Raw genomic sequence first — 11,784 nt, forward strand, 5'->3', positions numbered from 1 at the left:
CGGCACGAGATGGGGCGCGCGGGCAGGGCGGGTAGTCCCTGTGAGCCCGAAACCCGCGTGCGGACGAGCGGCGCTGTTCAGTTCGTCTCGCCACATTCTTGCGGCAACGTCGACAAGGCCGGGAGATAATGTGGTGACCAGCGAACGCGCGTACGGCAAAACCGTGTGGTCCTGGCCGTCGTTGCTACGGTCCAGCCTTTCGAAGATGCGCGCGAGCCCAACCGGGCGGACGGCATCGTCAATTCAAAAGGCGAGGGAGGCCCAGAGGGAACTCGGCTCCCGGGAGAGCACGGCATAAGCCGTCCGACCACCGCGCAGGGAAGGCCGAGTGATCGGCAACACCTGTATGCTGCTGTGCGGTTCTTCCTGCGTGTGCAATTCGCGCAGCGGACCGCGGGTGCGAGCTGGCACCCGGCCTTCCCTGCGCCCGCTTGGGTTTGAGGGCGGAGCGACCAAGCAAAGCTCGGGCGAAATCAGCCGCGAGGATGCGAAGGTGTGTCTGAAATTCAAGGGCGATTTGAGAGAGCGAATCTGCTGCGCGCCGCAATGCCGCGTCGGGCGAAGAAAACGCCTCAAAACAAAAAGCTGCGGCTTCGGTCCTGATTCAATCAGAACCGAAGCTTGTTGCCGCCGCCTTATGCGAGCTTACTGCTTGATCTTCCCGTCCTTGTCGAACTGGGAGATGAAGGACCAGAGATTGTTGATTTCGGTCTCGTTCTTGATGCCGGCGAACGCCATCTTGGTGCCGGGAATCTTGGCCTTGGGATCCTTGATGTATTCCTTGAACGTGGCCTCGTCCCAGGTAATGCCGGAATTCTTGTTCGCATCCGAATAATTGTAGCCCTCGGCGGTGCCCGACTTGCGGCCGTTGAGACCGTTGAGCTCGGGACCGACCTTGTTCTTGGCGCCTTCGCCGATCGCGTGGCAGGCCAGGCATTTGTTGAACGATGTCTTTCCGGCTGCGACATCCTGCGCCATCGCGGCGGCAGCGGTGGCAATCACGGTGAGGATGGTCAGTGCGCCAAAGGTCAATTTTGTCATCGGTTGCTCTTCGTCTCTTCCCTGGTGGGTCTGGTCTGGTCAGTCTAGCCTGATCGCAATCGCCCGACATGCCGGTTTTGGCAGGCCTGCTCGGCTTGGACAAGCCACGAAACCATGACAGGTTTCACGATTTCCTACTTGTCCCAGAGCGAACTCGCTTGAGATCGTCGATCCGACTTTCGGATGCCCTACCCAAACAGGCGCGGACGTGATTGATTTGCCGAGACAAATTGATCGTGGGCCATGAGCCGGAAGGGTATGTCGTGAAGGATTTGAAATGGCCATCATGATGCCTGCAAGCGACCAGACGGTGCTTGCGCGCCGCGCGGAGATCGTTGCCGCGTTGCGCGCAATCGTGCCTGGCGAGGGCGTGATCGATACGCCTGCCGAGATGCGGGCCTACGAATCCGACGGCCTGACCGCCTATCGGCAGCCGCCGATGGTCGTGGTGCTGCCCGATACGACCGAGCAGGTCTCGCTCATCCTGAAATATTGTGCAGGGCAAGGCATCAAGGTGGTGCCGCGCGGCTCCGGCACGTCGCTATCGGGCGGCGCACTGCCGCTCGAAGACGGCGTGCTCCTCGGCCTCGGCAAGTTCAAGCGCATCCGCGAGATCGATTTCGACAACCGCGTCGTCGTCACCGAGCCCGGCGTCACCAATCTGGCGATCAGCCAGGCGGTCGCCCATGCCGGCTTCTACTATGCCCCTGATCCGTCCTCCCAGATAGCCTGCTCGATCGGCGGCAATGTCGCGGAAAATTCCGGCGGCGTGCACTGCCTCAAATACGGCATGACCACCAATAACGTGCTCGGCTGCGAGATCGTGCTGATGAGCGGCGAAATCCTGCGCATTGGCGGCAAATCGGCGGAGAACGCGGGCTACGATCTGATGGGTGTCATCACCGGCTCCGAAGGCCTGCTTGGCGTCATCACCGAGATCACGGTACGCATCCTGCAGAAGCCGGAGACGGCGCGCGCGCTGATGGTCGGATTTGCCGAGGTCGAGCCCGCCGGCGAATGCGTGGCGCGCATCATCGGCGCCGGTATCATCCCCGGCGGCATGGAGATGATGGACAAGCCCGCGATCCACGCCGCGGAAGCCTTCGTCCACGCCGGCTATCCGCTCGACGTGGAAGCGCTGCTCATCATCGAGCTCGACGGTCCGAAGATCGAGGTCGACGAGCTGATCACGCGCGTCGAGAGTATCGCAAGAGGCTGTGGCTCGGTGACGCTGCAGATCTCCAATTCCGAGGCCGAGCGAAACCTGTTCTGGGCGGGCCGCAAGGCCGCGTTCCCGGCCGTCGGCCGCATCTCGCCGGACTATCTCTGCATGGACGGCACTATCCCGCGCGGCGCGCTGCCGAAGGCGCTGGCGCGCATCCGCGAACTCGGCGAAAAATACCAGCTCGGCTGCGCCAATGTGTTCCACGCCGGTGACGGCAATCTGCACCCGCTGATCCTGTACGATGCCAACAAGCCCGGCGAGATCGAGCGCGCCGAGGCCTTCGGCGCCGACATCCTGCGTGCCTGCGTCGAGTTCGGCGGCGTCCTTACCGGCGAGCATGGCGTCGGCATCGAGAAGCGCGACCTGATGCCGGAGATGTTCAGCGAGATCGACCTCAACCAGCAGCAGCGGCTGAAATGCGCCTTCGACGCGCAGGGCCTGCTCAATCCCGGAAAGGTGTTCCCGACCCTGCATCGCTGCGCCGAGCTCGGCCGCGTGCATGTGCATGCGGGCAAGCTGGCGTTCCCGGACATCCCGCGGTTCTAGCGTCGGCGTCGGTCGCTGTGCCTTCACTGCAATGCGCCAAATTTGCTTTCCCTTGTAAACTTCGATACCGGCTCAATCGTGGATACGCTTAAGGTCAGAGACGCCAAAGACGTCGAAGAGGTGGTGCGCGCGGCGATTGCCAATGAGCAGCCGCTCGAGATCATCGGTCATGGCTCCAAGCGCGGCATCGGCCATGCCATGGCGACCAATGCCGTGCTCGACGTCTCCGCGCTCAATGCCGTCACCGCCTACGAGCCGAACGAGCTGATCATCACGCTCCAGGCCGGTGCGCCGCTTAGCGACGTGCTGTCGCTGATCGATGCCAAGAACCAGCAATTCGCCTTCGAACCTGTCAACACCGCGCCGCTGCTCGGCACGCCGGCGCTTGGCACGATCGGCGGCATGATCGCGGCCGGGCTCGCCGGCCCGCGGCGCATCAGGGCGGGCGGGGCGCGCGATCACCTGCTCGGGGCGCATGCCGTGTCCGGTTTCGGCGACAGCTTCAAGACCGGCGGCAAGGTCGTGAAGAATGTCACCGGCTACGACCTCTGCAAGCTTCTCGCAGGGTCCTGGGGCACGCTGTCGGTGATGACCGAGGTCACGCTGAAGGTGATGCCTAAGCCTGAGGCCGAGCGGACGCTGCTGCTGCGCGGGCTCGACGATGCCGCCGCCAACAAGGCCATGACCGCTGCGCTCGGCTCGCCCTTCGACGTCTCCGGTGCCGCGCATCTGCCGAAATCGGCATTCCCCGCCAAGACCGAGGGGCTTGGCGATTTCGCCGGCCAGGGGGAGGCGCTGACCGTGCTGCGGCTCGAGGGCATCACGGCTTCCGCCGCCCACCGTGCCGGATCGCTGCGCGAATTGCTGGCGCCGTTCGGAACCGCGACGCTGATCGAGGACGTGGCGTCCGCGGCGCTGTGGGCCACGATCCGCGACGTGCTGCCGTTCGCGGCCAGCGCCGCGCTCGGCGCTTGGCCGGTCTGGCGCATCGTCTGTCCGCCGGCCTCGGGCGCCATGCTCGGGGCGCAATTGGCACGCGAGACGGGAGGCGATGTCATCTACGATTGGGGCGGCGGCCTGATCTGGGCGGCGCTCCCGCCGAGGCCGGACGCGCATGCCCCGGCGGTGCGCGCGCGTGCGAACGCGGCCGGAGGACACGCCACGCTGATCCGGGCGGCCGAGGATGTCAGACGCGATGTCGACGTATTCCATCCGCAAGCTCCAGGTATTGCTGCACTGAGCGAGCGGGTGCGCGCCAGTTTCGATCCAAAAACCATTCTCAACCGAGGACGCTTGAGGCGGGGCGCGGGGGCATGAAGACCGAATTCTCACTGGCGCAGCTCGCTGACCCCGATATCGCGGAAGCCGACAAGATCCTGCGCGCCTGCGTCCATTGCGGCTTCTGCACCGCAACTTGTCCGACCTATGTGCTGCTCGGCGACGAGCTCGATAGCCCGCGCGGCCGCATCTATCTGATCAAGGAGATGCTGGAGAAAGACCAGGCGCCGACGGCCGAGGTGGTCAAGCATGTCGACCGCTGCCTGTCGTGCCTGGCCTGCATGACGACCTGCCCCTCGGGGGTGAACTACATGCATCTCGTCGACCAGGCCCGTGTCAGGATCGAGCAGCGCTACCAGCGCCCGCTCACCGAACGGCTGTTGCGCCAGGTGCTGGCGTTCGTGCTGCCGGACCCACGGCGTTTTCGCATGAGCATGGTGTTGGCAAGGCTGGCCCGCCCGCTAGCGGTGCTCCTGCCAACGCCTCGTCCCTCCGCCACGCCGGGCCTGATCCAGCGCCTCAAGGCGATGCTGGCACTGGCGCCCAGCCGGTTGCCGTCGCCGGGCCCCGCCGGCGGCAGCGTGTTCGCGGCGCTGGGCAAGAAGCGGGGCCGGGTCGCGCTGCTGCAAGGCTGCGCGCAGCAAGTGCTGGCGCCGCGCATCAACCAGGCTGCCATCAGCCTTCTCACCCGCCATGGCATCGAGGTTGTCCTTGTTAGGGACGAGCAGTGCTGCGGCGCGCTGACCCATCACCTCGGCAACGACCAGGATGCATTGGCGCGGGCGCGGGCCAATGTCACGGCGTGGCGGAAGGAAGCGGCCGGCGAGGGGCTCGACGCCATCCTGGTGACCGCGTCCGGCTGCGGCACGGTGATCAAGGATTATGGCTATCTCCTGCGCGAGGATGCTGCGTTCGCCGCCGACGCGGCGAACGTGTCCGCGCTCGCCAAGGACATCACTGAATATGTCGCCGGTCTCGGACTCGAACCAACCGCGCGACAAGACAACATCGTCGTCGCCTATCACTCAGCATGTTCGTTGCAGCACGGACAGAAAATCACAGGGCTTCCGAAAGAATTGCTTTCCAAGAATGGATTCGTGGTGAAAGATGTGCCGGAGAGCCATTTGTGTTGCGGTTCGGCGGGGACCTACAACATTCTCCAGCCCGAGCTTGCGGGTCGGTTGCGCGATCGCAAGGTCGCCAACATCGCGAGCGTCAAGCCGGACATGATTGCCGCGGGCAATATCGGCTGCATGGTGCAGATTGCCAGTGGCACGTCAGTTCCGGTCGTACACACGATTGAGCTTCTCGATTGGGCTACGGGCGGGTCGCGACCGGCATTGAATGCGCAAGTTTGAGCTTTCAGAGCCTGAACTTTCCTCCCAGGTGACGACTGAGGATGCCCGATCAATCATGGTTTGGCGGCAACAGGAGGACCACGATGGCGAAAGCGAAAAAGAAGAAAAGCAAGAAGGCCAAAAAGGCCAAGAAGGCTGTAGCGGCGAAGAAATCCGCTAAGAAGGCAGCCAAGAAGTCCGCGAAGAAATCCGCGAAGAAGTCTGCAAAAAAATCGGCCAAGAAGTCGGCCAAAAAAGCTTCGAAAAAGGCAGCCCCGAAAAAGGCCGCCAAGAAGGCTGTGAAGACCACCGCCAAGAAGGCTGCACCGAAGAAGGCCGCGAAGAAGGCGGCACCGAAGAAGGCGAAGGCAGCTCCCGCACCGAAGCCATCAGCACCGGCGGCAGCTCCGGCTCCCGAGCCGGCAGCCGAGACAAGTTGGGCGATGCCTTCGTCTTCTGCGGAAGCGGCACCGGCTGAGGGGCAAAGCTAGGTCCTGCCCGGCGACCGCGATCGACAACTAGGGAAGGCCGCTGCGGTGACGCTGCGGCCTTTTTGCATCGCCACAGGGGACAGCCGGAAGCCGCCCTTTCCCGCGCCTGTCTGATTCGTGGGCCCGGCTGCTACGCGGGCCGCCTTCCCGTAATTGCACGGTTTCTCCTTGCACTTTGGCGTGCAGATGATGTGGTCGAGAAGACACACGGGCTGACAACCTGCCGTGGAATCGTCAAAACGCCCAAAAAGTCGGCAGATGCCCGTGATTTTTGCTTCACGACCCACATCCCCCAATCCAGATTGTCGCAGTAACGCAATTTTGCACACAGGTCGGTTTGCCCCGGGGCTTCCGGGATCCGACTGGTAAGACCTTGGCGATGGGGATCGAAATGAAAAAAGTGGCTTTGTTGGCAACGGCGCTGGCAATGGTGACGACGGGTTCGGCTTTCGCGGCAGACATGCGCCTGAAGGCATTGAAGGCTCCGCCGCCGCCTGCCTTCGATCCCTGGGATATCGCCTTCGGCGGCGCCGTCATGAGCGACTACATCTTCCGCGGTATCACCCAGTCGAACCACAAGCCGTCGGTCGCCGTCTATTTCGAGCCGCGCTACAACGTCACCAAGGACCTGCAGCTCTATGTCGGCGTGGCCGGTGAGAGCATTTCCTTCCCGAACCGGGCCGCGGCCGAGATCGACATCTACGGCGGTATCCGCCCGACCTTCGGTGCGTTCGCCTTCGATATCGGTGTCTGGGGTTACCTGTATCCTGGTGGGACCTGCTATTACGGCGCGCCGACCGACACCGCCGGCAACCCGCTCAGCGCCCAGTGCGCCGCGAACGCCCTGCTCAACGGCAACGTGATGAAGAAGGACGTCAGCTTCTTCGAAGTCTACGGCAAGGTGAATTACACCATCAACGACAACTGGAGCGTCGGCCTCAACGAGTACTACACGCCGAGCTTCCTGAACTCCGGTGCGTGGGGCGACTATGTGTCGATCACCGCCAAGTACACCGCGCCGAGCACCATTTTCGGCTCCAGCGGCGTCGGCATGTACGTCTCGGGCGAATTCGGCCGCCAATTCCTGGGCACGTCCGACTCGTTCTACGGCACCGGCATCGCTGCGCCGGGCTTCGCCGGTCCGTTCCCGAACGGCATCAAGTATGCCGACTACAACACCTGGAATATCGGCATCGGCTTCACCTACAAGGTCGTCACGCTCGATCTGCGCTACTCCGACACCGACCTTTCGAAGGCGAACTGCAACGCGTTCACCAGCGATTATACGGCAGTCGCCAACGGCAGCTTCAGCAACATCAATCCGACCGGCGTCGGCTCCAACTGGTGCGGCGCGGCCGGCATCGCCAAGCTCTCGTTCGACCTGACGGCGATGACCAACCTGAAGTAAATTTCTCCCCGAGACCATCTACGAGGGCGGCAGAGCAATCTGCCGCCCTTTTGTTTTAGGGGCGCGCTGTGAGGCGTCCGGGGCGAGAGCGCTGAGATGCTCGCTCGCGACGACGAAGCCGGAATGAAGAGCCCCCGGCTGGCCTCAGCGCGCCGCGGTCGGCTCCGGCCGGGCCGGCTCGCCGGTTTTGCCGAGGACGTGGATCTCGCCGTCCTCGACCAACGCCACCTTGCGGGTATGGAAGGCATCAAGTGTCGAGCGGTGGCCGATCGAGACGATGGTGGCTTGTGGCAGCTTCTCCGTCAGCAGCCGATAAAGCCGGTCCTCGGACGGCTCGTCCAGCGAGGCAGTCGCCTCGTCGAGGAACAGATAGTCCGGCACGTGCAGCAGCGCGCGGGCAAGCCCAAGGCGTTGCTGTTCGCCAAGCGACAGTGTCCGGTTCCAATGTCCGTCCTCGTCGAGACGTTCCGCCAGCCGCTTCATGCCGACTGCAATCAAGGCGTCGCGGACCTTCTCGGCCGGGATGGAGCCGTGCTCGGCCGGGTAGATGATGGCGTCGCCCAGCGGGCCGATCGGGAAATACGGCCGCTGCGGCAGCATCATCAGCTTCGACTTCTCGGGAATGGCGATCGTGCCGGAGCCGAACGGCCAGATGCCGGCGATGGCCCGGAACAGTGTCGACTTGCCGGAGCCCGACGAGCCGGTCACCAGCACCCGCTCCGACGGCTGGATCGTAAAGGCATCGGCTGCCACAAGAGGTGCGCCGTTCGGCAGTCTGACCAGCAACTGCTCCAGCACCATTGCCTTGCCGCTCGATGATTTGACCTCGATGCTCGGTTCGAGCGCCGTGCCATGGGCGGAGCTGACCGACATCTCGAAGCCATCGAGGCGGGCGATCACCGAGCGCCACTCTGCGAGCGAGCGATAGGCGGTGACGAAGAAGGACAGCGCATCCTGCACGCTGCCGAACGCCGAGCCGGTCTGCATCATGTCGCCGAGCTGGATGCGCTTGGCGAAGTAGGCCGGCGCCACCACCACATAGGGAAAGATCGTTGCAGCCTGACCGTAGCTTGCCGTGAAGGCGGTCAGGCGCTTGGTCCGGCTCATGATCTCGTACCAATTGCTGATGACGAAGCCGAAGCGCCGCAGCAGATAGCCTCGCTCCGCGTTCTCACCCTTCAAAAGGGCGACCTGCTCGGAATTTTCCCGCACGCGGATCAGGTTGAAGCGGAAGTCGGCCTCAAAGCGCTGCTGCTCGAAATTGAGATTGATGAGCGGGGCGCCGATCCAGTGCGTCAGCCCGGTCCCGAGAATCGCGTAGACCAGCGCGCACCAAACCAGAAAGCCGGGGATGAGGATATCGGTGCCGTAGATGTACAAAGGGGTCTTGTAGGACAGCCCCCAGAGAATGACGACGAACGAGGCCAGCGTCACGATGGACGACAAAAGGCCAAGGCCGATGGTCAGCGTTTGTTCGACGAAATTCTTGACGTCCTCGGTGATGCGCTGGTCCGGATTGTCGGCGGCGTCGCCCTTGAGCTGCATGCGGTAATGCGTGGCGCCGTCCAGCCATTCGCCGAGATAATGTCGCGTCAGCCATTGCCGCCAGCGGATCTGGAGCCATTGGTTCAGGTAGAGCTTGTAGACGGCCAGTGCGACGAAGGTGAAGGCAAGGCCAAGGAAGATCCAGACCTCCTTGACGAACTCAGGCAGATCATAGGCCTGCAGCGCGCTGTAGAACCGGTTCTGCCATTGATTGAGGAGCACATTAATCGCGACCAGCACCAGTTCCATCGCGACGACGACGGCGAGCAGGCCGCGGCCAACCCATTTGTCCTCCGACCAGAAATAAGGGGCGGCGATTCGCCAGACGGTCGCGAGCGTGGCGCTGATGTTCTTCACAGAGCAGGGTCTCCCAGGGGGATGTGCACAACCACCCGGAGCCAAGGACTTGAGGCCATGGCGGAAATGGGCGCGCTTAGACTAAAGTCGCAAGTTCTGCAATTTGCGTTGGCTTGTCGCAGCTTGCAACCCTAGCATGGGGCTCGACGGCGCGGGGTGGGGTGCTCCGGGATTTTCGCGAGCTTGTGAGCGGACGGGAACCGCTGCAACCGCGAGGAATTCGCGTCCAGCTCGGGGGTTATCGCTTCCAGCGTCAAGCAGGATCGGCTCTCCACGCGGGCCGTCTGCCGCAAACATGCGTGGGGAGGAAGATCATGTGGAATCAAGTCTATGATCCGCTGCACAGCCCGGTGCTGTCGACGATTGCGGCGGCAGTGCCGGTCGTCACGCTGCTGGTCCTGATCGCCAGCGGCCGCGTCCAGGCGCATATCGCGGCGATCATCGCCGTGATCGTCGCCAATCTGATCACGATCTTCGTGTTCACGATGCCGGCGAACATGTCGATCCGCGCCTCGGTGCTGGGCATCGTCACCGGCTTCTTCCCCATTGGCTGGATCGTGCTCAACGTCATCTTCCTCTATCAGGTGACGGTGACTACCGGGCGCTTCGAATTGCTCAAGCGCGCGGTCGGCGGCGTCACCGAGGACCGGCGGCTGCAATTGCTGCTGATCGCGTTTTCCTTCGGTGCATTCTTCGAGGGCGCTTCCGGCTTCGGCACGCCGGTCGCGATCACCGGCGCAGTTCTGATCGGCCTCGGCTTCTCGCCGCTCGCCGCCTCCGGGCTGTCGCTGATCGCCAACACCGCGCCGGTCGCCTATGGCGCGCTGGGTACGCCGATCCAGGGCCTCGCCTCGGTCACCGGGCTGGATCCCTACATCCTCGGTGCGATGGTGGGGCGGCAATTGCCGGTCTTTTCGCTGATCGTTCCGTTCTGGGTGGTGTGGGCATTCGCGGGCTGGAAAGGCATGAAGGATGTCTGGCCGGCGATCCTCGTCACCGGCGTGTCGTTCGCGGTCCCGCAATTCGTGATCTCCAACTTCATCAATCCCTGGATCGTCGACATCGGCGCGTCGCTGATCTCGATGGGCGCGCTGATCCTGTTCCTGAAGGTCTGGCAGCCGAGGCAGCTCTGGCTGTCGCCGGCGTTGCGCGGCAATGATGAATCGGCCGCCACCATGGCCGCGACAAAGCCACTGGACAAGACGCCGCTGACGCAGAGCGAGATGTTCAGCGCACTGCTGCCGTGGATCATCGTCTGCATCGTGATGCTGATCTGGGGCAACGGCGCCTTCAAGACCTGGGCGAATTCGATTTTCGTCTGGAACTATCCGGTGCCCGAGCTGCACCAGATGATCAACAAGATGCCGCCGGTCGCACCAGGGCCGACCAAGGAAAACGCGGTGTTCGGCTTCACCTACCTGTCGTTCACCGGCACGGGCATGCTGATCGCGGCCATCATCTCAGGCTTCCTGATGGGCGTCGGTCCCGGCAACCTCCTGACCCAGTACGGCCGCACCATCCGGCTGTGCGCGATCTCGCTGATCACGATCTCGGCGATGCTGGCGATCGGTACGCTGACGCGCCTGTCCGGCGTCGACGCGACGCTTGGTTTGGCGTTTGCCGCAACCGGCGTGCTCTATCCCTTCTTCGGTACGCTGCTCGGCTGGCTGGGCGTGGCGCTGACGGGATCGGACACCGCCTCCAACGTGCTGTTCGGCAATCTGCAGAAGATCACATCCGAGCAGCTCGGCTTGTCGCCGGTCCTGATGGCCGCGGCGAACTCGTCCGGCGGCGTGATGGGCAAGATGATCGACGCGCAGTCGATCGTGGTCGCCTCCACGGCCACCAACTGGTACGGCCACGAGGGCACGATCCTGCGCTTCGTGTTCTGGCACTCGATCGTACTGGCCTGTCTCGTCGGTGTGTTCGTGACGTTGCAGGCCTATGTCTGGCCGTTCACGGCGTTGGTCCTGAAATAGCGGGCTACGTCCGGTTTCGACGCAGATCCCCGCGAGGTTCGCCCCGCGGGGATTTTTGCATTCTGATTGAGCGAACCTTCTCAATGGCGCCGCCGTCTTATAGAAGGTGCGGCAAATCGGGTTTCACGAGAGGTCTCATGGTTTCGCTCAAGCGGTTGGTGGGTGCGGCGGTTGCAATGCTCGCGATGTCCACGTTCGCGTGGGCGGAGGACGGTTTTCCGTTCGGTACCGAAATGACGCTGGAAGCGCTGCCGCTAGCCGGCTCCAAGCGGATTCCGAACATCGAGATCGGCGACCATGGCGAGGTCGTGCTGGAGCTCTGGTGCAAGGCCGGCAAGGGTCAGTTTTCGGTCGCCGGCAATACCGTGATCTTCGTTCCCGGCCAGATCCAGGATCGTTCCTGTCCGCCGGCAAGAGCGCAGGCCGACGACGAACTCGTCGCAGCGCTCTCCAGTGTCGAGACCTGGAAGCGCCAGGGCGACGTGCTGACGCTGATCGGCCCCAAGCCGCTGCGCTTTCGCACGACGGGGAATTAAGGGCTCTCGTGTCCCGGAGAAGGCCCGTCGCTCCCGGCGAT

General features: G+C 63.4%; 9 protein-coding genes. 7 read left to right on the top strand and 2 right to left on the bottom strand.

What is annotated here, in order from left to right:
• Window positions 1–645: 645 nt before the first annotated feature.
• Window positions 646–1,041, bottom strand: a complete 396-nt coding sequence (gene cycA / locus IVB28_RS27535) for a cytochrome c-550 CycA (RefSeq protein WP_247530411.1) — start codon at window positions 1,039–1,041, stop codon at window positions 646–648.
• A gap of 277 nt (window positions 1,042–1,318) precedes the next feature.
• Here cycA and IVB28_RS27540 point away from each other — a divergent pair, with 277 nt between their 5' ends.
• The 5 genes from IVB28_RS27540 to IVB28_RS27560 all read left to right on the top strand — a co-directional run bounded on the left by IVB28_RS27540 (window position 1,319) and on the right by IVB28_RS27560 (window position 7,326).
• Entirely contained in the window at window positions 1,319–2,812 is a 1,494-nt protein-coding gene (locus IVB28_RS27540) for an FAD-linked oxidase C-terminal domain-containing protein (RefSeq protein ID WP_247530413.1), read from the top strand.
• A 78-nt stretch (window positions 2,813–2,890) separates the two neighbouring features.
• A complete protein-coding gene (locus IVB28_RS27545) occupies window positions 2,891–4,129 on the top strand; it encodes an FAD-binding protein (protein ID WP_247530415.1) in 1,239 nt (412 codons plus the stop codon).
• A complete protein-coding gene (gene glcF, locus IVB28_RS27550; protein WP_247530416.1) occupies window positions 4,126–5,448 on the top strand; it encodes a glycolate oxidase subunit GlcF in 1,323 nt (440 codons plus the stop codon). Before IVB28_RS27545 ends, glcF begins: the two co-directional genes overlap by 4 nt.
• An 83-nt stretch (window positions 5,449–5,531) precedes the next feature.
• Window positions 5,532–5,918: a hypothetical protein gene (locus IVB28_RS27555; RefSeq protein WP_247530418.1), complete on the top strand. Its 387-nt coding sequence runs from the start codon at window positions 5,532–5,534 to the stop codon at window positions 5,916–5,918.
• 391 nt (window positions 5,919–6,309) lie between these two features.
• Entirely contained in the window at window positions 6,310–7,326 is a 1,017-nt protein-coding gene (locus IVB28_RS27560) for a TorF family putative porin (protein WP_247530420.1), read from the top strand.
• Window positions 7,327–7,470: 144 nt separating this feature from the next.
• Here IVB28_RS27560 and IVB28_RS27565 read toward each other — a convergent pair whose 3' ends face one another.
• The gene (locus tag IVB28_RS27565) at window positions 7,471–9,228 is read right to left on the bottom strand and encodes an ABC transporter ATP-binding protein/permease (RefSeq protein ID WP_247530422.1); all 1,758 of its coding nucleotides are present in this window, start codon (window positions 9,226–9,228) and stop codon (window positions 7,471–7,473) included.
• 314 nt (window positions 9,229–9,542) lie between these two features.
• Here IVB28_RS27565 and IVB28_RS27570 point away from each other — a divergent pair, with 314 nt between their 5' ends.
• Together IVB28_RS27570 and IVB28_RS27575 are read left to right on the top strand one after the other, a co-directional pair.
• Complete coding sequence (locus tag IVB28_RS27570) at window positions 9,543–11,207, top strand: L-lactate permease (RefSeq protein WP_247530423.1); 1,665 nt, start codon at window positions 9,543–9,545, stop codon at window positions 11,205–11,207.
• A 137-nt stretch (window positions 11,208–11,344) separates the two neighbouring features.
• Window positions 11,345–11,743, top strand: coding sequence for an META domain-containing protein (locus IVB28_RS27575; RefSeq protein WP_247530424.1), 399 nt, complete (start codon window positions 11,345–11,347; stop codon window positions 11,741–11,743).
• Window positions 11,744–11,784 lie beyond the last annotated feature (41 nt).

Origin of the sequence: Bradyrhizobium sp. 199 (assembly GCF_023073355.1) — a bacterium.
Lineage (GTDB): Bacteria > Pseudomonadota > Alphaproteobacteria > Rhizobiales > Xanthobacteraceae > Bradyrhizobium.

What these genes read in the sequence shown, in the direction of transcription:
- IVB28_RS27560 (WP_247530420.1), top strand. Translation starts at nt 6,310, where the DNA reads ATGAAAAAAGTGGCTTTGTTGGCAACGGCGCTGGCAATGGTGACGACG.
- cycA (WP_247530411.1), bottom strand. Translation starts at nt 1,041, where the DNA reads ATGACAAAATTGACCTTTGGCGCACTGACCATCCTCACCGTGATTGCC.
- IVB28_RS27540 (WP_247530413.1), top strand. Translation starts at nt 1,319, where the DNA reads ATGGCCATCATGATGCCTGCAAGCGACCAGACGGTGCTTGCGCGCCGC.
- IVB28_RS27570 (WP_247530423.1), top strand. Translation starts at nt 9,543, where the DNA reads ATGTGGAATCAAGTCTATGATCCGCTGCACAGCCCGGTGCTGTCGACG.
- glcF (WP_247530416.1), top strand. Translation starts at nt 4,126, where the DNA reads ATGAAGACCGAATTCTCACTGGCGCAGCTCGCTGACCCCGATATCGCG.
- IVB28_RS27575 (WP_247530424.1), top strand. Translation starts at nt 11,345, where the DNA reads ATGGTTTCGCTCAAGCGGTTGGTGGGTGCGGCGGTTGCAATGCTCGCG.
- IVB28_RS27555 (WP_247530418.1), top strand. Translation starts at nt 5,532, where the DNA reads ATGGCGAAAGCGAAAAAGAAGAAAAGCAAGAAGGCCAAAAAGGCCAAG.